The organism is Micromonospora costi (assembly GCF_003626655.1).
GTDB lineage: Bacteria > Actinomycetota > Actinomycetes > Mycobacteriales > Micromonosporaceae > Micromonospora > Micromonospora costi.
Genome location: NZ_RBAN01000004.1, coordinates 552053 through 573124, shown reverse-complemented (window position 1 = coordinate 573124; position 21072 = coordinate 552053). Strand labels below are relative to the sequence as shown.

Genomic DNA, 21072 nt, shown 5'->3' with positions numbered 1-21072 from the left:
GCCGGCCGGCACGGTAGCGTCGGGCCGGCATGAACGTGGTCCGGTTCCGCCCGCGCTCACCCGCGCTGGCGCCCTTCATCTCCTCCATGGGCTACCTGGAGGGGGAGTTTCCGCACCGCCGGGAGCGGGTGCTCCCGACCGGCACCGCCCAGCTGCTCGTCAACCTCGGCCGGGACGCGCTCCACTCCGCCCCGGAAGGCCTGCCCCCGACCCGCACGGGCGGCGCCGCGCTGCAGGGGCCGCGCACCCGCTCCGCCGTGGCCGACACCGCCGACCAGCGGGCCATCCTGTGGGTGGCCTTCCGGCCGGGTGGCGCAGCGCCGTTCTTCCCCGGCCTCGTGGAGACGAGCGACCTGCTCGTACCGCTGGACGCCGTGTGGGGCGGGCGGGGCGCCGTCCTGCGCGAGCGGCTGCTGGCGGCCAGGACGCCGGAGGCCATGCGGGAGGCCGTGGAGTCCGCGTTGCTCTCGGCGGGCGAGCCACCGCGCCCGGACCCGGCGCTCGCGGTGGCCGTGGCCGCGCTCCACCACGGCGCCACCGTGGCCGAGGCAGCGGACCGGCTGGGCTGGACCACGAAGAGGCTGGTGCGTCTGTTCCACGCCCGGGTGGGGCTGGCCCCCAAGACATTCGCCCGGGTGCGTCGCTTCCAACGCCTGCTGGCCGCCGCCGCGACGTCCCGCACCGGCGGGGACTGGGCGCGGCTCGCCGCGGAGTGCGGTTACCACGACCAGGCCCACATGATCCACGACTTCCACGCGTTCGCCGCGCAGCGTCCCGGCACGTACGCCCCGCGGTCGGCGGCCGAGCGCAACCACGTCCCGTTTCTACAATCCGAGGGCTCCGCCTCCGCCCGATGATCGTGGGCATGAACCGTATGTATCCGCGCCTCGTGGTGATCGGCGCCGACCGGGCGATCGCGTACTACACGATCGCGCTCGGCGCCACGGAGCTGAACCGACACACCGACGACAGCACCGGACGCATCGTCCACGCCGAACTGGAACTGGCCGGCGTCACGTTCGCCGTGAAGGACGAGGGAGACGGCGACCCGGCTCCGCCCACGCTCGGCGGCACCCCGGTGGTTCTCGCCCTGTACGTGGACGACGCCGACGCGGTCGGCCGCCGCATGGAAGAACACGGCGCCACCGTGGTCTTCCCGATCAGTGACCAGCCGTACGGCGAGCGGGCCGGTCGGCTCGCCGACCCGTTCGGCCACCTCTGGATGATCGCCCGGCGGGGGTAGGGCGTACGGTGCCGCGAGACCGGGCGGGTGAGGTACGTCGCACACCCTGCCGGAGTGGCGTCGCCGCCTTGACATGAAGTGGGGTCGAGGTCCTAGCGTCGAGGTGTTGTGGATCAAGGAGCGGCGCGGGGATCGGACGACCAGGTCGCGCCGGGGCAACCGACGGTTCGGCTGTCACCGGGCAGTCGTCCCCGCGCCGCCCCGAGAGACGGCATCGTCAACGGAAGGAATCCGATGCGACTGGCGCACCTTCTTCGCCCACGCACCGTCGTGAGCGCCCACTGCGATCTTCCGTGTGGGGTCTACGACCCGGCGCAGGCCCGGATCGAGGCGGAGTCGATCAAGGCGATCGCCGAGAAGTACCAGGCCAACACCGACGCGGAGTTCCGCACCCGGGCGCTCATCATCAAGGAGCAGCGGGCCGAGCTGGTCAAGCACCACCTCTGGGTGCTGTGGACCGACTACTTCAAGGCGCCGCACTTCGAGAAGTACCCCGAGCTGCACACCCTGTTCAACGAGGCCACCAAGCTGGCCGGGGCCAGCGGCGCGAAGGGGTCCGCGGACCCGGCGGTTGCCGACCAGCTCCTCGCCAAGATCGAGGAGATCTCGAAGATCTTCTGGGAGACCAAGCAGAGCTGAGTCTCGACCACCCCGTGGTGCCTGGCCCGCGTACCGCCGGCCAGGCACCACCCGGTGCCAGAGCCGCCGTCCCGAGGCCCAACTATGATCGGACAGGCAGCTCCTCACCCTGAGGCCCTTCGCGCAACCCGTTCAGGAGGGGCGTATGACATCGCGTACCGATCTCATCGAAGATCTCATGGGACGCTTTCCTCACGTGCCGCGCGAGGCGGTGATCAAGGAGGACCTGCTCCGCGGCGGCCTCGCCTTCGACGACTCGGCGCTGACCGACAACGAGAGTGGCGACGTCAAGCCCAAGTCGTACTTCATCTTCTCGTTCGACCACCGGACGCTTCCTGAGCTGGGCGAGGCCGCGCTGCGCCGCCCGCCGGAGGAGATCGTGCTCACCGGCGGCCCGTACGAGCTTCGCCGCACGGTCGTGTCGGTGCGCACCAACCCGGACTCGCCGTACCGGGTGAGGCCCGACGACGAGGGGCGGCTCATGCTCTTCCTCGACGGACGGGCGATCGCCGAGGTGGGCCTGCCCCCGATGCCGGACTACTACCGGCACACGCTGGCCAACGGCAAGTCGGTGATGGAGGTCGCGCCCACCATCCAGTGGGGCTACCTCATCTACCTGACCGCGTTCCGGGTCTGCCAGTACTTCGGCGCCAAGGAGGAGTGCCAGTACTGCGACATCAACCACAACTGGCGCCAGCACAAGGCGGCCGGCCGCCCGTACACCGGTGTCAAGCCGGTGGACGAGGTCCTCGAAGCGCTGGCGATCATCGACAAGTACGACACCGCCCGTACGTCGCAGGCGTACACGCTGACCGGCGGCAGCATCACCTCGAAGGTCGACGGGCTGGCTGAGGCCGACTTCTACGGCCGCTACGCCCAGGCGATCGAGGAGCGGTTCCCGGGGCGGTGGATCGGCAAGGTGGTGGCCCAGGCCCTGCCGCGCGCCGACGTGCAGCGCTTCCACGACTACGGCATCCGGATCTACCACCCGAACTACGAGGTGTGGGACAAGCGGCTGTTCGAGCTCTACTGCCCGGGCAAGGAGCGGTACGTGGGCCGCGAGGAGTGGCACCGGCGCATCCTCGACTCCGCCGAGGTCTTCGGGCCGCGCAACGTCATCCCGAACTTCGTGGCCGGCGTCGAGATGGCCGCGCCGCACGGCTTCGCCAGCGTGGACGAGGCGATCGACTCGACCGCCGAGGGCCTGCAGTACTTCATGTCCCGCGGGATCACCCCGCGGTTCACCACGTGGTGCCCCGAGCCGACCACGCCCCTCGGCCGGGCCAACCCGCAGGGCGCGCCGCTGGAGTACCACATCCGGCTGCTGGAGGTCTACCGGTCGATCATGGAGGCCAACGGCCTGTCCAGCCCGCCCGGGTACGGCCCCGCCGGCGCCGGCCGCGCGGTCTTCTCGGTCAGTTCGTTCATGGACAGCCTGCCCGCCGAGCCCGCCGCGGCGCACAGCTGAGGGGAGGCGGCGCCGCGGACCGCGGCGCCGCCTCGGTCAGCTTCGCAGGAAGGCGAGCAGGTCGTTGTTGACCTGGTCCTGGAGCGTGGACGTGATGCCGTGCGGCGCGCCCGGGTAGTAGATGTCCTTGGCGTTCGCGATCAGCTTGGCGGTCTTCCGCGCCGAGTCCTTCACGGGGACGATCTGGTCGTCCTCGCCGTGCAGCACCAGCGTGGGGACGTCGAACTTGGCCAGATCGTCGCGGAAATCCGTCTCGGAGAAGGCCTTGATGCTCTCGTAGGCGTTCAGCAGGCCGGCCTGCATGCTCCACAGCCAGAACTGGTCGAGGATTCCCTTCGAGACCGTCGCGCCCTGCCGGTTCGCGCCGTAGAACATCTGCGCCAGGTCCTGGTAGAACTGCGACCGGTCCTTCATGAGGTTGGCGCGCATCTCGTCGAAGACGGTGATGGGCAGGCCCTCGGGGTTGTCCGACGACTGCACCATGATCGGCGGCACGGCGGAGATGAGGACGGCCTTGGCGACTCGGCCCGTACCGTGGCGGCCGATGTAGCGCGCGACCTCGCCACCGCCGGTCGAGTGCCCGACCAGCGTGGCGTCGGTGAGGTCCAGCGCCTCGATCACCGCCGCCAGGTCGTCGGCGTAGCCGTTCATGTCGTTGCCGCCCGAGGCCTGGCTCGACCGGCCGTGACCGCGTCGGTCGTGGGCCACGACCCGGTAGCCGTTCTGGACGAGGAAGAGCATCTGGCCGTCCCACGCGTCCGCGCTCAACGGCCAGCCGTGGGAGAAGGTGACGACCGGACCCGCACCCCAGTCCTTGTAATAGATCTTGGTGCCGTCCTTGGCGGTGATGTAGCTCATGCCGCTGTCCTTCCGGTTCGTCACGCGCGGCACGCCGGCCGGGCGGGCCGGTACCGCAGGAACGCCGAGACGTCGCGAGACGGCTCAGGACGCGCGCCCGCAATGTCGGTTTCACCCGATGTTAGAAGGCGGTGCGGAAGCCGTGCGGCCGGACGGGCAAACGCGGGGGAGCAGCCGGTGCCAGGTGGCGCTTGGGTAGCGTGCCGAGCGTGATCGAGCTTGTCGAGCGGCACACCGTCCTCGCGGTCGTGGTCGGCTCCCGGGCGTACGGGCTGCACGGCCCGGGGTCCGACTACGACCGGCGCGGTGTGTACGCGGCGCCGACCCGGGCGTTCTGGCACCTGGACAAGCCACCCACCCACGTCGACGGACCGGCGGCCGAGCAGTTCTCCTGGGAGTTCGAACGCTTCTGCGTGCTCGCCCTGCAGGGCAACCCCACGGTGCTGGAGGTGCTCTGGTCACCGCTGGTCGAGACGATCACCGAGGACGGGGAACGGCTGCGCGCGGCGCGGCACGCGTTCCTGTCGCAACGGCTGGCGCAGACGTACGGCAACTACGCCCGGGACCAGCTCGACCGGGTGGCGGCCCGCCGCGAGCGCACCGGCGAGACGAACCACAAGCAGGCCATGCACATGATCCGGCTGCTGGCCGCCGGCGCCCACGTGCTGCGTACCGGGGAGGTCCTGGTCGACGTTCGGCACCTGCGCGACCGGCTGCTCGCGGTGCGGCGCGGAGAGCTGCCCTGGAACGAGGTCACCGCCTGGACGGCGGACCTGCAAGCCGATCTCGACGATGCCGCCGCCGGCACCGAGCTGCCAGCGGAGCCGGACCGGGCCGCCGTGGACCGGCTGCTCACCGAGGTACGCGAAAGGAACCTGCGGTGACCATCGAGGTGCCGCACTGGGCCGCGGAGGCCGCACGCGCCTTGCCCCGTCCGCTGCTGTTCCACGACCGTCCGGGCAGCTAGCTGGCCCGCGGGGCGTACATGATGACGGCGACGCCGACGAGGCAGATGGCTGCGCCGACGACGTCGTAGCGGTCCGGGCGGAACTTGTCGACGACCATGCCCCACACGAGGGAGCCGACGACGAAGATGCCGCCGTACGCGGCCAGGATCCGGCCGAAGTTGGCGTCGGGCTGGAAGGTGGCGACGAAACCGTAGATCCCCAGCGCGATGACCCCGGCCGCGATCCACAGCAGCCCCCGGTTCTCCCGCCAGCCCTGCCACACCAGCCAGGCCCCGCCGATCTCGGCGAGCGCGGCGATGACGAACAGCAGGATCGAGCGGACAACCGTCATACGCGGGACCCTATCGCCACCGTTGCCGCCTGTTCGCGCTGGTCATCCCGCCCGCAGGAGCAGCTCGCACGCCTGGCGCTCGTTCTGCCCCGGTGGCGGGTTGGTGATCGACTCGGGTTCCTGGAAGTCGGGCTGTCCGGCCGTGGCGGATACCGCGAGTTCAAGGAAGCGGAGTCGATCACCAGCCGGGCGGCCCATGATCCACACTAGATCGCCGATGTCGCGGTAACGGCGGCCCATTGACCCCGCCATATCGCCGATCTGGAGTCGATCTCGCCCGTGAGGGGCGAAGCTCGCCCGGTCATCGCCGCATCCGGGCTGCGGTGGCCCGCCGGGTGAGGGCGTCGAGCACGTCGGCGTGCGCCGCCGGTACCCGCACGTCGAGCGTCAGCGTGTCCAGGTCGGATCGTGCGATGTCGAACGTGAAGAACGCGCAGCAGGACGACTCACGGGAGACCAGGTCCCGGGCCGTCGACTCGGTCTGGTGCGCGCCGTCGAGATGCAGCCGCAGATGCTGTGCGGACAGCCGGTCGACGCCCCGGACCGCGTCGCGGAAGAACTGGTCGAACTCCGCGAGCCGCAGCGGCTGTTCGACCGTCGGCAGGGTGCACGCGTCCGGAACCCAGGAGTCATCCGTCGTGACGTGTCCGTCGCTCATGTCACGACGGTAAGCCCGTACCCGGGTACCGGATGCAAGGGGAGCGGGCGTTGGTTTCGGGGTTCGCGGCGGAGGGGAGTGGTCGGAACCGGATCAGGAACGTCTCTGGAGGCACGGCTCTCCGCCGGCCCGCCCGGCCGGCAGCCGTCCACGTCCTGACCGCGACGGTGCCGAGCCGTCGCGGGATCAGGCGGCCGGTGACGTGTCCGACTCCGGCCGGGGCTCCAGCACCACCACGGCCGTCTCGGACGACCGCAGCGCCGCGAACGCGTCGAGTTGCGTGTCGATCTCACGCCAACGGGCCCACAGCCGCCGCCGCTCGTCACCGGTCGCGGCGCGACCGCGCACCAGCCGCCGCCCGTCGACCAGGTCGACGGTCGCCTCGGGATGCGCCCGCAGGTTGAGCCACCAGGCGGGCTCACCCTCACCCCAGCCGTTCATCGCCAGCGTGAACAGGTTCGGCCCGTCCTCCAGGTACGCCACGATGACGCTGCGCTCCTGGCCGGTGCGCCGTCCCGTGGTGGTCAGCCGCAACGTGCCCCACCGGGTGGCACGTGGCCGCCACACGACCCGGCCGCCGAGAACCCGGTACAGGCCCCGGTGCACCCTCCAGGCCAGATGGATGAACCAACGCGGCGGAAGCTTCGGTTTCTTCGCTCGGTTATCGACGGACATGACGACCTCCCACAGCTATGAGGCCACGACACGGACCGGAGGCCAATCGCAGCTTCGGCCGGACCGTCGGCGCCGAACGGACGTTCATGGGCGGTCATCGGCTGCCCGGTGGCGCTGACACCGCACGGTTCGCGGCCCAGGCCCACCGGGCGCTGCTCCCCGCCGGGAAAGCCGGTGCGCCGGGCGTCCCTGACGCCCGGCGCACCATTGCCAGCCGCGGCCGGCGACCTCCTGATGTGTACGGTCAGCAACCGGTCCAGCGCACCGGTGTGACCTGACCGAAGGAGTTGCGGAACCCGACGATGACGCCGTTGTCGGCGATCGCCCGGGTGCCGACGCTCGTGCGCTCCCCGCTGCCCGGCAGGACCCGGGACGTCGCGCCGGCGGTGACGCGGTCGGCGCCGACGGCCACGCCGCGGGCGTTGACGTCCTCCAGCCAGGGCACGTCGGCCGAGAGCCGGGTGTACGACCCGGTGCGGAGGTTCCACCGGACGTTGGTCGTGCTCGTGCCACCGAGGTCGGCATGGCCCACGGCCCACCGGCCGGCGGCGGCCACGGCCACCGTGATCCGGGCGCCCGGCACGCTCAACGGCTGGACCGTGCCGCCGGGCCGCCGCAGCCACGTGGTCCACTGGTCGAAGGCCCCCGCAGTGCCCACGATGGTGCCGTCGTCGTTGATCCCCTCCGCCACGGCGTCGACGGGGGCGTCGAGCACCTCCACGGTGCCGGGCCGGGCGGCCGGCCACAGCAGCGCCACGCTCTCGCCCGTCTGCGGGTCCTGGCTGGAGCCGACGATGTCACCGGCCTGGTTGATCGCGGTGGCGTGGGCACCGCCGGACGGGGGCAGCGGCAGGGGCTCGACCGTCCCGCCGCGGTACCGCCAGGGCAGCCCGGTCCCGTCGCCGTAGCCGTTGCCGATCACCACGCCGGAGGCGTTGACGTCGGCGACGGTGTCGACGATGGGGGATTCGACAGTGGTGAGCGCGCCCCGGGCCCAGATCAGCAGCAGCGGCTGGTTGCCGGTGTCGGTGACCCGAAGGCCGGAACCGGCGACGAACTGGCCGGTCGGGTCGATCGCGTCCGCCGTGGCGCGGTACGCGTCGACCGGGTAGGGCAGGGTGCTGATCGTGCAGCCCCGTGTGGCGGTGCCGGCCGTGGCCGTGGCCGGTGCCGTGGCGGCGACCGCGGTCGCCAGCAGGCCGGTCACGACGGTGGCCGTGAGGCCGCGTCGAGCGATGCTGTGCATGGTGTGTCTCCCCGTGTAGGCCGGTTGCCCGGCGTGGACGTGCCGGTGACACGCCCCGGGCGAGATCCCGGTTGCGCCCTGTCGGGTTCACGCCAATCGGACCTCCGGCGGACGCGGACATGGTGAGGACGCCGCCGGGCTGCGGCCCGCGTCCGTCCGGGCTGCTGCATAGGGTGGTGGGGTGGTCGACCAGCGCCAGGTGATGGCCTTCCGCGTCCAGGCCCAACAGCTCGACCGTGCCGAGGGCACGCTCGACGACACCGCCGTGCTCGACATCGGTGTGCAGGACACCGGTCCGGACGGCGGCAGGTGGGCCCTGGCCGTGCGTGGCGTCGACGTGGCGGCGTCCTCCGTGCAGGACCTGATCCTGCTGTGGACCGTGCGCGGTGCTCCGCACCTCTACCGCCGCACCGACGTGGGCAAGGTGGCGGCGGCGGTCGAGCCGTTCTCCGACGCGGACGCGGGCAAGCGCATCTACGACGCCGCCAGGCCGTTGAAGGCGGCGGGCATCGCGAACCTCGCCGCCCTCGACGAGGTGGCCGCCCAGATGCGGGCCATCGTGACCACGCCGACGGTCAAGGGGGAGGTGTCCGGCCGCCTGGCCGCGGTGATGCCCGAGCCGTACCTGCGGTTCTGCCGGCCCTGCGACGCCACCCACCTCTACGAGATGCCGTTCCGGCTGGCCGCCGTGCGGGCCGGGCTGGAGTTGCGCCCCGGCACGTCGCCACCGGTCCTGCAACGCATTCCGCGGTTCCGGAAGGCCGCCGCCTCCGGTGAGAGGTTCGACGTCGTCCGCGCGTACCTCCGCCTGCTGGGTCCGGCCACTCCGAAGCACGTGGCCGAGTACCTCGACGCGCCTGTGAAGGAGGTGAAGGCGCACTGGCCTGAGGACGTGATCGAGGTGACGGTCGACGGCGAGACCCGCTCGCTCCTGGCCGCCGACGAACCGGCCCTGCGCTCGGCCGACGCTTCGGCGACCCGGCTGCTCGGCCCGTTCGACCTCCTGCTGCAGGCCAGAGACCGCGCCACCGTGGTGCCGAGCCCGGCCCACGCCAAGGAGTTGTGGCCGGTGCTGGGTCGCCCCGGCGGCGTCCTGGTCGACGGTCGGCTGGTCGGCACCTGGCGTCCCCGCACGTCCGGCAGGAAGCTCACGGTCGCGGTCCAGCCGTGGCAGAGCCTGCCCGTTAGGGCGCGCGCCACCGTCACCGAGCAGGCCGAGCGCCTCGCCGCGTACCGCGGTGTGGCCCTCGCCGGCGTGGACGTCGCCGACGTGTGAGCGGGCGGGCCGGTCCGGGGCCGGTGGTCACCCGCGCCCGGAGCTGCCGGATCAGCCGGTGGTGACCGGCAGTGTGGCGTGGCCGCGCAGCACCAGGCGGTCGCGGCGCTCGCCGGGGCCCGCCAGGCTCAGGCCGGGCAGCATGCTGAGCAGGAGCGGGAACGCGACCTGCGCCTCCAGCCGGGCCAGTGGTGCGCCCAGGCAGTAGTGGGCGCCGCCGCCGAACGAGACCGGCTGGATGTTCGGGCGGTCCGGGTCGAACCGGTGCGGGTCGGGATAGCGTGCCGGGTCCCGGTTGGCGGAGCCGAGCAGCATGGTCAGCTGCGCCCCGGCGTCGAGCCGCAACCCGTCGTCCAGGTCGAGCGGGCTGGCCACGAACCGGCTGGTGAGCTGTACGGGGGAGTCGTACCGGAGGATCTCCTCGACGAACGCGGGCGCGAGGTGCGGGTCGCCGCGTAGCCGGTCGGCCTGCTCGGGCCGCGTCAGCAGGATCTCGATGCCGGTGCCGAGCAGGTTGGTGGTGGTCTCGAAGCCGGCGACCAGGAGCAGCACGAGGTTGGCGAGCATCTCCTCGCCCGTCATCCCGGGGCCGGCGGTGTCGTCGTGCACGGCGACGAGCGCGCTGGTCAGGTCCTCCCGCGGGGCACGCCGGCGCTCGGCGATCAGGTCGGTGAAGTAGCCCTCGAGGTCCCGGCCGGCCACGTCGGCGAGCCGCATCTCCTCCTCGGTGCTGATCGGTTCCAGCACCACGGTCAGGTCGGCCGCCCGTTGCCGGAACCACGCGCGGTCCGACTCGGGGACGCCGAGCAGCGCGCAGATCACGCCGATCGGCAGCGGGTACGCGAACGCGCTCATGAAGTCCGTGCTCGACGGCATCGCCTTGACCAGGTCCTCGGCCTGGCGGGCGATGACGTCGCGCAGCGCGGCGACCCGGCGGGCGGTGAAGGTGGCCGCGGCCGCCCGGCGCAGCCGGGTGTGGTCCGGCGGATTGGTCTGCAGCATCGACAACACGATGGAGGCGACTCCGCGGTTCCGGCGCCAGTCCGGCCAGAAGCCGTCGTAGTCGGCGGCGTCGGCGACGCGCAGGTGCGGATCGCGTAACAGCCGGCTGGTGAGGGCGTGCGTGGTGACGAACCACCGGCCGTCGAGCGCCTGGAAGATCGGTGAGTGTGCCCGGATCACGTCGTAGGCCGGGTACGGGTCGAGGCGTCCCTCCGGCAGGAACAGCGACGCCAGCGCCGTCTGGTGATCCATCCGTCTGCCTCCCCTGTAACCCGGTCTGCTGTCTCGCATCATGCCCGGCGCCGTCCAGACGACGTGGCGGCGCCGGCTGTCGTACGCGAAGCGCCGCCGGCGAGGGAGGTGGGGGAGAGGGGCGCCGCCGGATGATCGTCTTCGACGGTGGTCTCGGCCGCCGTACCGCCAAAGAGGCCTGACCACTCTTCCTTCGGTGCGGTCCGCGCGGGTGTAGTGATCATCGGCCGTCCGGTCGGCGGTGGATCGACCGCCGGGAGGGCGCCCGCTGGTCTTGGCCCGGCATTTCCCCCAAGGCGTTCCTGAGCTGCGGCGATATCGAGATTTCAGGTAACGGTCAGGTCACGGGGTATTCCGCATGCGTTTATCTCTCGATTAGCCTCGCCGTCACGAGGTCAGACCTCATTCCTCATACCTCTTACCCCTGACGAGGTGAGTCGACGAGTGCAGGAAGCCGCTCCCCGCTACACCGGATACCGCTCCTTCGACTACTTGACCCCCCACACCGACTACAAGGTCTTCGACCTCGCGCCGCAGCTCGGCCGGGTGCCCGAACACGACCTCGGCCTGAGCGACGAGCATCGCGCACGGGTGACCCGCCTCCTCGGCGAGCACATCGCCATCTCGCTGCACGAACACCCGAAGATCCTGCCGGCGGACGTCTCGCAGCTGCGCGACTACAACCGCACCGGCCGCAACGCGTTCGGATTCGAGGGAATGGCCCGCTCCGGCCTCACCGCGGTCTTCGACAACTTCATGAACGGCACCGGCTGCGTGACCAGCGAGCACGCCTGGAAGTGGGACGACGTCGTCTACGACATCGGGCTGCGCTTCGCCGACGTCGCCAAGCAGGACCACGTGGTCGTCGCGACCACACTCGACCAGATCGTCGAGGCCAAGCGCAACGGCCAGATCGCCCTGGTGGCGGGCCTGGAAGCGGCCACGATGATCGAGAACGAGCTGGACCGGATCGACATCCTCTACGGCTTCGGCGTACGCCAGATGGGCATCGCGTACAGCCAGGCCAACATGCTCGGATCCGGCCTCTCGGAGTCCCGCGACGGCGGGCTCACGCACTTCGGTCGGCGTGCGGTGGACCGGATGAACAAGCTGGGCATCGCCATCGACATCTCGCACTCCGGCGATCAGACCTCGCTGGATGTGATCGAGGCCAGTCGGGTTCCGGTGTTCATCACCCACGCCGGTGCCCGCACGGTCTGGAACACCCCTCGGATGAAGCCGGACGAGGTGATCCGGGCCTGCGCCGAGCGCGGTGGCGTGATCGGCATCGAAGCCGCTCCACACACCACCCTCTCGGCGGACCACCCGCACCACTCGATCGAGTCGGTGATGGACCACTTCACGTACTGCGTGGACCTGGTCGGCATCGACCACGTGGCGTTCGGCCCGGACACCAACTTCGGTGACCACGTCGGGCTGCACGACAGCTTCACCCAGCACCTGGCGATCGGAAAGGCCCACGGAGTGGTGGACCACCCCCGGGTCCCGTACGTGAGCGGCATGGAGAACCCGGCGGAGTGCTTCAGCAACATCGTCGGCTGGCTCGTCACGCACGGCTACTCCGACGACGAGATCGCCAAGGTCATCGGCGGCAACATCATCCGGGTTCTTCAGGAGGTTTGGTGAGAAAGACGGTCAAGGGTCGGTGGCGGCTCGCCGTCGCGCTCGGCGCGGCGCTCAGCCTGGGCATCTCCGGCTGCAGCCTGAACGAGGGCAACGGATCCTCCAGCGGATCGACGGACTCCTCGGTGCTGCGGATCGGCACCACCACCGACGTGAGCAACTTCAACCCGCTGCAATCGCTGAGCAAGACCGACTCGTGGATCCTCAACGCGATGTACCCGCACCTGCTGCGGATCGACGAGAACGCGAAGAAGGCGCCGGAGCTGGCCAAGGAGTACCGCTACGAGGACGGCGGCAAGACCGCGGTGTTCGTGCTGCGGGACGACTTCAAGTGGACCGACGGCCAACCGGTGGTCGCGGACGACGTGAAGTTCAGCGCCGAAATGATCATGAAGTACAAGCTCGGCAACGTCGCCGCCAAGCTGACGTGGGTCGAGTCCATCGAGGCGCCCGACGCGACGACGGTGAAGTTCAAGCTCTCCCAGCCGTACGCGCCGTTCGCCGAGGGCGTCGGCTTCTGGATGTCGATCGTGCCGAAGCACGTCTTCGAGAAGGCCGGCGACCTGTCCAAGTTCCCGAACGACTCGAACTGGGTCGGTGCGGGTCCGTTCGTGCTGGACAGCATGACCAAGGGCCAGCGCTACGTCATGAAGCGCAACGACAACTACCCCCTCGCGCCGGGTGGCAAGGCCGCGGTCAGCCAGGTCGAGTACCGCGTCTACCCGGACGTGAACACGATGATGCTGGCGCTGCGCAACGGCGACATCGACCTCATGGGCACCCCGGTGCCGGTGTCGGCGGCGAAGACCTTCGAGGGCGACTCGAAGATCAAGATGGTGAAGGTGGGCGCGCTCGGTTTCGCGCACCTGACATACAACATGAAGAACAAGTACCTGGCCGACCAGGACGTCCGGCAGGCGCTGTCGATGGCGGTCGACACCAAGTCGATCATCTCGGCGGTGTTGCAGGGTGACGGCCAGCAGATGGCCGGGCCGATCTCGCCGATCTTCTCCGACTACGACAACACCGAGATCCAGCCGTACCCGTTCGACCCGGCCGGGGCGAAGACGAAGCTGACCGCCGCCGGCTACAAGGACGGCAACGGCGATGGCTTCTTCGACGAGCTGAGCTTCGGTGTGGCGTGCGACCAGTCGAACGCCAACATCACCCGCGTGGTGCAGCTCTTCCGCGAGAGCGCGGCGAAGGCCGGCATCAAGCTGGAGAACGAGTGCGTCGAGCGGAACACGTTCCTGTCCCGCACGAAGAACGGCGAGTACGACATCGACGCGTCCCAGTGGGGTGTCTTCGACAACCCGATGGACCAGCTGCGCAGCACCTACCTGTCCAGCAACCCGGGCGGCATCAACTACAACCTGCTCGAGTCGCCGGAGATGGACCAGCTGATCAACGACGCCGCCGGCACCACCGACGCCGAGGCGTTCAAGGTCAAGATCAAGAACATCGACAAGGTCGTGCACGACCAGGCGTACCTGACCCCGCTGTACGTGGAGAACTTCCAGTTCGCCTACAACGCCAGCAAGTTCACCGGCTTCGTCCCGTCGCCGTCGGACCTGCTCGGCATGGTCACCGCGTACTCGCTGGCCCAGGTCACCCCGGTCAAGTAGCCGAAGCCAGGAGAGGAGGGGTCCCCCGTGGCGCGTTTCGTGCTCAGTCGGGCACTGAAGGCCGTCCTGACCGTGTGGATTGCGATCACTTCGACGTTCTTCCTGCTCCGGCTGCTGCCGGGGGACCCCACGACCCTGATGGTCGAGGGGGACATGACGCCGGAGATGCAGGCGGCGCTGCTCAAGACGTACGGCCTCGACCGTCCCCTGTGGGAGCAGTACGTCTCGTACCTGCGTGAGTTGCTGCACGGCAACCTGGGCATCTCGTTCCGGCAGATCCAACCGGTCGCCGACATCATCGTCGACCGGCTGCCCTGGACGTTGCTGCTCGCCGGCAGCGCGTTCGTCATCACCATCGCCGTCGGCATCCCGATCGGCGTCTCCGCCGCCGTGCACCGGGGCCGGTGGCTCGACCGTACGCTCCAGGCCCTCGGCATCGGCGGGCACGCGCTCTTCGTGCCCAGCGTCGCCATGCTGCTGCTCGTCTTCCTCGGGGCCCGGCTCGGCTGGTTCCCGATCGGCGGCGCCATCGACCCGGACACCCGTGGCGCGGCCGCCTACCTGAGCCTCGTCCACCACCTGGTGCTCCCCGTGCTGTCGCTGGTGCTGGTGCAGCTCGGCCCGTACGCGCTGACGCTGCGGACCAACATGATCGAGGTGCTCGGCGAGGACTACATCCGGGCCGCCCAGGCCCGGGGCCTCTCGGCGCGGCGCCGCGTCTGGAAGCACGGCCTGCGCAACGCCATCCTGCCGGCACTGACCCTGATGGGTCTGCAACTGGGCACCCTGGTCGGCGGCGCCGTTCTCACCGAGACGGTGTTCGCCTACCCCGGAGTCGGCCGGCTCATCTACGAGGCCGTCGGGCAGCAGGACTACCCCGTGCTGCAGGGCGCCTTCATCATGCTCGCCGTCACCGTGGTGATCGCCAACGCGCTGACCGACATGTTCTACGCGGTCCTCAACCCCCGGATCCGCCTGTGAACGCGCCGACCCCCGCGCCTCGCCCCAACCCGTCCGCCGCTACTCCCGAAGGGAGGGTGCCGTGAGCGCCCCCGTGCTGACCGAGCAGGCGGTGCCGCCGGTCGTCCCGGTCGCCACCGGGCGGTCCTGGTACGGCTACCTGCGCCAACCCTCCGCGGCACTGTCCGTGCTGGTGCTGGTCGTGATGGTGGTGATGGCGGTCTTCGCGCCGCTGATCGCCGCCGAGCCCGCCGGCGCCGGACCGGACGTGCTGCAGTCCCCGTCCGGCGCCCACTGGTTCGGCACCGACGACCTCGGGCAGGACATCTTCGCCCAGGTCGTCTGGGGCACCCGCACCAGCCTGGTGATCGGTCTGGCCGCCTCGCTGATCGCGATCGTGCTCGGTACCGCGATCGGCCTGGCCTCGGCCTACTTCCGGCCGATCGACGCCGTCGCCACCGTGATCACCGACGTCATGCTGGCGCTGCCCACCCTGCCGTTGATGATCATGCTGGCCGCGGTGGTCAACCCGAGCGTCTGGACGCTGACCCTGATCATCGGATTCTTCGCCTGGCCCGAGGTCGCCCGGCTCATCCGGTCGCAGGGCCTGGTGGTCAGCGCCATGCCGTACATCGACGGCGCCCGGGTGCTCGGCGCGTCCGGTTGGCGCATCGTCACCCGCGAGATCCTGCCCGCGGTCGTCTCGCTGGTGATCGTCAGCGTGCTGCTCACGGCCTCCCGGGCGGTGATCTCCGAGGCCGGTCTGAGCTTCCTCGGCCTCGGCGACCCGGACGCCTGGTCCTGGGGACGGATCCTGCTCAACGCCCAACGCAGCGGCGTCATCGCCATCGCCTGGTGGCAGACGCTCTTCCCGTCCCTGGCGATCCTGCTGCTCGTCCTCGCGGCGACCGTCGCCGGCATGCGGTTCAACGACACCCGCGACCCCCGCCGCAACGGAGGCTGACCATGCGACTGCCCGAGAGCTTCTACACCAGTGTGCGGACCCGGCTCGCCGAGGCGCTCGACGAGCGTGGCCTGGACGGGTTCCTGGCCACGTCACCGGCCGACGTCGCGTTCCTCAGCGGCTTCTTCTACATCGCCACCGAACGGCCCGTCTACCTCTGGATGCCACGCGACGGCGAGCCGCTGCTGGTCATCCCCCGGCTCGACGAGGAGTACGCCGCCCAGCAGGGCGTCCGGGTGCCGATCGTCAGCTACTTCGAGTACCCGGGGGTCGTCACCGCCGAGCAGACCCTCGCCTCGGCGCTGCCCCGGCCCGGCGGCCGTACCCGCCGGATCGGCTTGAGCGCCGGCGTGTCGGTGGGCACGTACCGCTTGCTGTTGCAGGCCATCGCGGGCGCCACCCTGGAGACCACCGACGCGGTGGCCCGGCTGCGGCTGCGCAAGTTCCCGGAGGAGATTCCGTTCCACGAGGCGGCCGCGCGGATCTGCGACGAGATGCTGGCCGCCGGCCGGTCGCTCATCGAGGACGCGCTGGCCGGCGGGGGACCGCTGCCGCGCGAGGACGAGATCGCACGCCACGTGATCGGGTACGGCACCGACCGGATGTACGCCGAGTACGACCTCGTCGTCTACACCACGAAACTGGCGGGCGGACTGGTCTACGCCGGCCCGAACTCGGCGCTGCCGCACGGGGTGCCGACCCGCCGGCGTGTCCAACCCGGAGACACCCTGATCCTCTCGCTCGGCGCGGCCGTGGCCAGCCGGTTCGTGGAGAGCGAGCGCACCTTCATCATCGGCGAGCCGACGGCCGAGCAGGTGCGGTACTACGAGGCCGACCGCGAGGCGCAGCAGGTCGGCACCGAGGCGCTGATCGCCGGCCGTACCTGCGCCGAGGTCAACCGGATCTGCCTGGACGTGCTCCGGGAGCACGGACTCGCCGACTACATCCGGCACCGGCAGGGGCACGGCATCGGTCTGCAGAACCACGAGGCGCCCTGGGTCGAGGACGGCGACGACACCGTGCTCGCTCCCGGGATGCTGCTCTCCAGCGAGCCCGGCGTGTACGTACCCGGCCACGCCGGCTACCGCATCTCCGACACGGTCCTGGTGGAGGAAGCCGGCCCGCGCCGGCTCACCCGCTACCCGCGCGACCTGGCATCGAACGTCATCGAAGGGGTCCGATGAAAATCAACGGGGCAGAACTCGTCGTCGAGGCCTTCGGCCCGACCGACGCACCGGCGATGATCGTGCATCACGGCGCGCCCGGCCTGGGCTCCCGCAATGAGCCGAAGCGCTCGTTCGGCCCGTTCGCCGACCGGCTGCGCGTCATCGTCTTCGACGCCCGTGGGTCCGGTGAGTCCAGCGACGACGAGCCGTTCACCCACGAGCAGTGGGTGGCCGACGTCGACGCCATCCGGGAGCACTTCGGGTACGAGAAGATCGTCATGGCCGGCGGCTCGTACGGCGGGTTCATCGCCATGGAGTACGCCGTCGCGCACCCCGACCGCGTCTCCGCGCTCGTGCTGCGCGACACCGCGGCCGACACCGCTCACGACCACCTCGCGGTCGACCGGGCCCGCAGCACCGACCGCACGGTGATCCCGGAGTGGGTCATCGAGCGCATCGGCACCGGCCGCTTCGAGAGCAACCAGCAGCTGCGGGAGTACTGGCGGGCCATCCTGCCGCTCTACGACCACCAGCACGACCCGGCCAAGGACGAGGCGAAGCTGGCCGCCACCCGGTTCCACTACCGCACCCACAACGCGGCCTTCGGGCAGAACATGCCCCGCTACGACCTCAAGCCGAAGCTGCCGTCGATCACCTGCCCGACCCTGGTCACCGTGGGCCGGCACGACTGGCGTACGCCGGTGGCCGCCTCGCAGGTCATCGCGGACCTCGTCCCGGACAGCCGGCTGGTGGTCTTCGAGAAGTCCGGGCACTCGCCGCAGCTGGAGGAGCCGGAGCTGTTCCAGCAGGTGGTGCGCGACTTCCTCGCCGAGGCCGGAGTGCTGCGATGACCCTGTTGGAGATCGCCGACCTGCGGGTGGCCTTCCCCGGCCCGACCGGCCCGGTCAACGCGGTCAACGGCGTGTCGCTCGAGGTCGAGGCCGGACGCACCCTGGCGATCCTCGGTGAGTCCGGCTCCGGCAAGAGCGTCACCGCGCAGGCCGTGATGGGCATCCTCGACGCGCCGCCGGCGCGGATCGACGGCGCGGTGCGGCTGCGCGGCCGGGAACTGCTCACCCTGCCCCGCAAGCAGCGTGACCGGATCAGCGGCGAGGAGATCGCCATGGTCTTCCAGGACGCCATGGCCGCGCTCAACCCGGTCTACACCGTCGGGCACCAGATCATGGAGGTGCTGCGGGTCCGCCGCGGAATGTCCAAGGCCGACGCCCGGCGGCGGGCCGTCGAGCTCGTCGACCGGGTGCGGATCCCGGCCGCCAAGGACCGGATCCGCGACTACCCGCACCAGTTCTCCGGCGGCATGCGGCAACGCATCATGATCGCGCTGGCCATCTCCCTGGAACCGGACCTGCTCATCGCCGACGAGCCCACCACGGCTCTGGACGTGACCGTGCAGGCCCAGGTGATGGAGCTGCTCGCGGAGATCCAGCGGGACAGCGGCATGGGCCTGATGCTGATCACCCACGACCTCGGGGTGGTGGCCGAGGTCGCCGACGACGTCGCGGTGATGTACGCCGGCCGGATCGTCGAGCGCGGCACGGTCGGGCAGATCTTCGACGGCCCGGCGCACCCGTACACCGAGGGACTGCTCGCCTCGATGCCACGCGTGGACCGGCGCGACGACGTCCTCTACGCCATCCCAGGCGCCCCACCCAACCCGGCCCAGCTCCCCACCGGCTGCCCGTTCCACCTGCGCTGCCCCCGGGCCACCGACGAGTGCCGGGTGACCCTGCCGCCGCTGGCGGCGCTGCCCGCCGGCCGGGAGAGCGCCTGCCACCACTACGAGGAGGTGCTCGGTGCCCGGCGATGATGTGGTGCTGCGGGTCGAGAACCTGGTCAAGCACTTCCCTCTCAAGGGAAGGATCCCGTTCACCAGCGGCGGTGTGGTCAAGGCCGTCGACGGCGTCTCCTTCGACCTGCGCCGCGGCGAGACCCTCGGCGTGGTCGGCGAATCCGGCTGCGGCAAGAGCACCCTCGCCCGGATGCTGGTCGGGCTGGAACAGCCCACCTCCGGCGCGGTCCGCTTCGGCACCTCTATCGTGCACCAGGCCAGGGGCCGGGACCTGCGAGCCCTGCGCCGGCGCATCCAGATCGTGCTGCAGGACCCGTACACCTCGCTGAACCCGCGACGCACGATCCGGGAGATCCTGCTCCAACCCTTCGAGATCCACCCCGAGGTGCTGGACCGGGGACGGCGGCTGGACCGCGTCCGCGAGCTGCTCGAACTGGTCGGCCTCGACCCCCACCTGCACCTGGACCGGTATCCCCACCAGTTCTCCGGCGGGCAGCGCCAGCGCATCGGCATCGCCCGGGCGCTCGCGCTGCAACCCGACGTGATCGTTTGCGACGAGCCGGTCTCCGCGCTGGACGTCTCGGTCCAGGCCCAGGTCGTCAACCTCCTGGAGCGGCTCCAGGACGAGCTCGGCGTCGCGTACGTCTTCATCGCCCACGACCTGTCCGTGGTGCGGCACATCTCCGACCGGGTCGCCGTGATGTATCTCGGCAAGCTGGTGGAGACCGGTCCCGAGGCGAGCCTGTACGACACGCCCCGGCACCCGTACACCCGGGCTCTGCTGTCGGCCGTGCCGGTGCCCGAGCCGGCCGTACGCGGGGAACGCCAGCGGATCCTGCTGCCCGGCGACCCGCCCAGCCCGGTCGACCCGCCGTCGGGTTGCCGTTTCCGGACCCGCTGCTGGCAGGCGACCGAGACCTGCGCCACGACCGAACCACCGCTGGCTGCCGGGGCGCATCCGGTCGCCTGCCACTACCCGCTGGCCGCGTAGCGACCAGCAACCGTTTTCGAAGGAGAAGGTGTCTTGCTGCAAGAACCCGCCCCCCGGTACCAGGGGCACAGGTCGTACTCGTACCTGGAACCGCACCTCGACTACCGGGTGTTCGCGCTGGCGCAGGAGGTCGGCCGGGTGCCCGAGCACGACCTCGGCCTGACCGACGCCCAGCGGGAGCGGGTGACCCGGCTGCTCGCCGAGCACGTCGCGATCTCCCTGCACGAGCACCCGGTGATCCTGCCCGAGGACGTCCGCGAGCTGCGCGCCTACAACCGCACCGCCCGCCAGCGCACGGGGTACGAGGGCCTCGCGCGTTCCGGCCTGACCGCGGTCTTCGACAACTTCATGGCCGGCGCGTCCTGCGTGACCAGCGAGAACGGCTGGAAGTGGAACGACCTCATCTACGCCCTCGGCATGCGGATGAGTGACCTCTACAAGCAGGACCACATCTTCCTCGCCACATCAGTGGAGGACATCCGCGCCGCGAAGCGGGATGGCCGGCTCGCGCTCGTCGCGGGGCTGGAGTGCTCCACCCCGATCGAGAACGAACTGGACCGCATCGACATCCTCTACGGCTTCGGCGTACGCCAGCTCGGCATCGCCTACAGCCAGGCCAACATGCTCGGTGGTGGCCTCTCCGAGCGCACCGACGGGGGGCTGACGCACTTCGGTCGGCGTGCGGTGGACCGGATGAACAAGCTGGGCATCGCCATCGACATCTCGCACTCCGGCGACCAGACCTCGCTGGATGTGATCGAGGCCAGTCGGGTTCCGGTGTTCATCACCCACGCCGGCGCCCGGTCGGTGTGGAAGACGTCCCGGATGAAGCCGGACGAGGTGATCCGGGCCTGCGCCGAGCGCGGTGGCGTGATCGGGATCGAGGCGGCCCCGCACACCACGCTCTCGGCCGAGCACCCGGAGCACTCGATCGAGTCGGTGATGGACCACTTCACGTACTGCGTGGACCTGGTCGGCATCGACCACGTCACGTTCGGCCCGGACACGATGTTCGGCGACCACGTCGGAGTGCACAACACCTACGCGGGCAACTACGCCCACGATTCCGACGAGCGACCCGAGCACCCGCGCGTGGAGTACGTGTCCGGGGTGGAGAACCCGGGCGAGGCGTTCGGCAACATCGTCGGCTGGCTCGTCACGCACGGCTACTCGGACGACGAGATCGCCAAGGTCATCGGCGGCAACACGCTGCGGGTGCTCGAGCAGGTGTGGTAGCGCCCCACCGGACGATTCACCGGTTGGGGACCGACAAACTACACTCCGTACGCCGCCAAC

The 21072-nt window shown here is 70.5% G+C and carries 22 protein-coding genes; 15 read left to right on the top strand and 7 right to left on the bottom strand.

Annotated elements, in window-relative coordinates:
• Positions 1 to 29 precede the first annotated feature (29 nt).
• The 4 genes from D7193_RS24390 to D7193_RS24375 all read left to right on the top strand — a co-directional run bounded on the left by D7193_RS24390 (position 30) and on the right by D7193_RS24375 (position 3350).
• Positions 30 to 857, top strand: a complete 828-nt coding sequence (locus D7193_RS24390; RefSeq protein ID WP_120781851.1) for a helix-turn-helix domain-containing protein — start codon at positions 30 to 32, stop codon at positions 855 to 857.
• Between the two features lie 8 nt (positions 858 to 865).
• The gene (locus D7193_RS24385; protein WP_120781850.1) at positions 866 to 1243 is read left to right on the top strand and encodes a VOC family protein; all 378 of its coding nucleotides are present in this window, start codon (positions 866 to 868) and stop codon (positions 1241 to 1243) included.
• Between the two features lie 234 nt (positions 1244 to 1477).
• Positions 1478 to 1882: a superoxide dismutase, Ni gene (gene sodN, locus D7193_RS24380; protein WP_120781849.1), complete on the top strand. Its 405-nt coding sequence runs from the start codon at positions 1478 to 1480 to the stop codon at positions 1880 to 1882.
• Between the two features lie 178 nt (positions 1883 to 2060).
• Positions 2061 to 3350, top strand: a complete 1290-nt coding sequence (locus tag D7193_RS24375; protein ID WP_241563366.1) for a radical SAM protein — start codon at positions 2061 to 2063, stop codon at positions 3348 to 3350.
• A gap of 36 nt (positions 3351 to 3386) precedes the next feature.
• Here the strand turns inward: D7193_RS24375 and D7193_RS24370 are convergent, their stop codons facing one another.
• Positions 3387 to 4208 (bottom strand): alpha/beta fold hydrolase, encoded by an 822-nt coding sequence (locus D7193_RS24370; protein ID WP_120781847.1) that lies wholly within the window; start codon positions 4206 to 4208, stop codon positions 3387 to 3389.
• A 209-nt stretch (positions 4209 to 4417) separates the two neighbouring features.
• Here D7193_RS24370 and D7193_RS24365 point away from each other — a divergent pair, with 209 nt between their 5' ends.
• Complete coding sequence (locus D7193_RS24365; protein ID WP_120782198.1) at positions 4418 to 5092, top strand: nucleotidyltransferase domain-containing protein; 675 nt, start codon at positions 4418 to 4420, stop codon at positions 5090 to 5092.
• Between the two features lie 79 nt (positions 5093 to 5171).
• On the opposite strand, the gene D7193_RS24360 is transcribed toward D7193_RS24365, so the two are convergent.
• From D7193_RS24360 to D7193_RS24340, 5 genes are all read right to left on the bottom strand, one after another.
• Complete coding sequence (locus tag D7193_RS24360; RefSeq protein ID WP_120781846.1) at positions 5172 to 5507, bottom strand: YnfA family protein; 336 nt, start codon at positions 5505 to 5507, stop codon at positions 5172 to 5174.
• A 42-nt stretch (positions 5508 to 5549) separates the two neighbouring features.
• Entirely contained in the window at positions 5550 to 5705 is a 156-nt protein-coding gene (locus D7193_RS33530; protein ID WP_158674850.1) for a hypothetical protein, read from the bottom strand.
• 103 nt (positions 5706 to 5808) lie between these two features.
• On the bottom strand, positions 5809 to 6165 hold the full coding sequence (locus D7193_RS24350) for a hypothetical protein (protein WP_120781844.1): 357 nt from the start codon (positions 6163 to 6165) through the stop codon (positions 5809 to 5811).
• A 186-nt stretch (positions 6166 to 6351) separates the two neighbouring features.
• Positions 6352 to 6840: a nitroreductase/quinone reductase family protein gene (locus D7193_RS24345; protein WP_120781843.1), complete on the bottom strand. Its 489-nt coding sequence runs from the start codon at positions 6838 to 6840 to the stop codon at positions 6352 to 6354.
• Between the two features lie 244 nt (positions 6841 to 7084).
• Positions 7085 to 8086: a hypothetical protein gene (locus D7193_RS24340; protein WP_120781842.1), complete on the bottom strand. Its 1002-nt coding sequence runs from the start codon at positions 8084 to 8086 to the stop codon at positions 7085 to 7087.
• 181 nt (positions 8087 to 8267) lie between these two features.
• Here D7193_RS24340 and D7193_RS24335 point away from each other — a divergent pair, with 181 nt between their 5' ends.
• Positions 8268 to 9362 (top strand): winged helix DNA-binding domain-containing protein, encoded by a 1095-nt coding sequence (locus D7193_RS24335; RefSeq protein WP_206611960.1) that lies wholly within the window; start codon positions 8268 to 8270, stop codon positions 9360 to 9362.
• Positions 9363 to 9413: 51 nt separating this feature from the next.
• Here D7193_RS24335 and D7193_RS24330 read toward each other — a convergent pair whose 3' ends face one another.
• Positions 9414 to 10616 carry a cytochrome P450 gene (locus D7193_RS24330; protein WP_120781841.1) on the bottom strand — a complete coding sequence of 401 codons (1203 nt, stop codon included), beginning with the start codon at positions 10614 to 10616 and terminating at the stop codon, positions 9414 to 9416.
• A gap of 432 nt (positions 10617 to 11048) precedes the next feature.
• On the opposite strand from D7193_RS24330, the gene D7193_RS24325 reads away from it, so the two are divergent.
• From D7193_RS24325 to D7193_RS24285, 9 genes are all read left to right on the top strand, one after another.
• Positions 11049 to 12263 carry a dipeptidase gene (locus D7193_RS24325; protein ID WP_241563364.1) on the top strand — a complete coding sequence of 405 codons (1215 nt, stop codon included), beginning with the start codon at positions 11049 to 11051 and terminating at the stop codon, positions 12261 to 12263.
• Positions 12260 to 13885, top strand: a complete 1626-nt coding sequence (locus D7193_RS24320; RefSeq protein ID WP_120781839.1) for an ABC transporter substrate-binding protein — start codon at positions 12260 to 12262, stop codon at positions 13883 to 13885. Before D7193_RS24325 ends, D7193_RS24320 begins: the two co-directional genes overlap by 4 nt.
• 27 nt (positions 13886 to 13912) lie before the next feature.
• Positions 13913 to 14866, top strand: a complete 954-nt coding sequence (locus D7193_RS24315; protein WP_120781838.1) for an ABC transporter permease — start codon at positions 13913 to 13915, stop codon at positions 14864 to 14866.
• Between the two features lie 61 nt (positions 14867 to 14927).
• Positions 14928 to 15809, top strand: a complete 882-nt coding sequence (locus D7193_RS24310; RefSeq protein WP_241563362.1) for an ABC transporter permease — start codon at positions 14928 to 14930, stop codon at positions 15807 to 15809.
• 2 nt (positions 15810 to 15811) lie between these two features.
• Complete coding sequence (locus D7193_RS24305) at positions 15812 to 16993, top strand: M24 family metallopeptidase (RefSeq protein WP_120781837.1); 1182 nt, start codon at positions 15812 to 15814, stop codon at positions 16991 to 16993.
• The gene (locus D7193_RS24300; RefSeq protein ID WP_120781836.1) at positions 16990 to 17826 is read left to right on the top strand and encodes an alpha/beta fold hydrolase; all 837 of its coding nucleotides are present in this window, start codon (positions 16990 to 16992) and stop codon (positions 17824 to 17826) included. Before D7193_RS24305 ends, D7193_RS24300 begins: the two co-directional genes overlap by 4 nt.
• On the top strand, positions 17823 to 18803 hold the full coding sequence (locus D7193_RS24295; RefSeq protein WP_120781835.1) for an ABC transporter ATP-binding protein: 981 nt from the start codon (positions 17823 to 17825) through the stop codon (positions 18801 to 18803). The genes D7193_RS24300 and D7193_RS24295 overlap by 4 nt, the downstream gene beginning before the upstream one ends.
• The gene (locus tag D7193_RS24290; RefSeq protein ID WP_120781834.1) at positions 18790 to 19776 is read left to right on the top strand and encodes an ABC transporter ATP-binding protein; all 987 of its coding nucleotides are present in this window, start codon (positions 18790 to 18792) and stop codon (positions 19774 to 19776) included. Before D7193_RS24295 ends, D7193_RS24290 begins: the two co-directional genes overlap by 14 nt.
• Positions 19777 to 19809: 33 nt before the next feature.
• Entirely contained in the window at positions 19810 to 21012 is a 1203-nt protein-coding gene (locus D7193_RS24285; RefSeq protein WP_206611959.1) for a dipeptidase, read from the top strand.
• The last annotated feature ends 60 nt before the right edge of the window (positions 21013 to 21072 follow it).

Coding starts and splice junctions, on each gene's coding strand:
- D7193_RS24385 (WP_120781850.1), top strand. CDS start 866: ATGAACCGTATGTATCCGCGCCTCGTGGTGATCGGCGCCGACCGGGCG.
- D7193_RS24390 (WP_120781851.1), top strand. CDS start 30: ATGAACGTGGTCCGGTTCCGCCCGCGCTCACCCGCGCTGGCGCCCTTC.
- D7193_RS24295 (WP_120781835.1), top strand. CDS start 17,823: ATGACCCTGTTGGAGATCGCCGACCTGCGGGTGGCCTTCCCCGGCCCG.
- D7193_RS24330 (WP_120781841.1), bottom strand. CDS start 10,616: ATGGATCACCAGACGGCGCTGGCGTCGCTGTTCCTGCCGGAGGGACGC.
- D7193_RS33530 (WP_158674850.1), bottom strand. CDS start 5,705: ATGGGCCGCCCGGCTGGTGATCGACTCCGCTTCCTTGAACTCGCGGTA.
- D7193_RS24375 (WP_241563366.1), top strand. CDS start 2,061: ATGGGACGCTTTCCTCACGTGCCGCGCGAGGCGGTGATCAAGGAGGAC.
- D7193_RS24340 (WP_120781842.1), bottom strand. CDS start 8,086: ATGCACAGCATCGCTCGACGCGGCCTCACGGCCACCGTCGTGACCGGC.
- D7193_RS24345 (WP_120781843.1), bottom strand. CDS start 6,840: ATGTCCGTCGATAACCGAGCGAAGAAACCGAAGCTTCCGCCGCGTTGG.
- D7193_RS24305 (WP_120781837.1), top strand. CDS start 15,812: ATGCGACTGCCCGAGAGCTTCTACACCAGTGTGCGGACCCGGCTCGCC.
- D7193_RS24360 (WP_120781846.1), bottom strand. CDS start 5,507: ATGACGGTTGTCCGCTCGATCCTGCTGTTCGTCATCGCCGCGCTCGCC.
- D7193_RS24300 (WP_120781836.1), top strand. CDS start 16,990: ATGAAAATCAACGGGGCAGAACTCGTCGTCGAGGCCTTCGGCCCGACC.
- D7193_RS24370 (WP_120781847.1), bottom strand. CDS start 4,208: ATGAGCTACATCACCGCCAAGGACGGCACCAAGATCTATTACAAGGAC.
- D7193_RS24350 (WP_120781844.1), bottom strand. CDS start 6,165: ATGAGCGACGGACACGTCACGACGGATGACTCCTGGGTTCCGGACGCG.
- sodN (WP_120781849.1), top strand. CDS start 1,478: ATGCGACTGGCGCACCTTCTTCGCCCACGCACCGTCGTGAGCGCCCAC.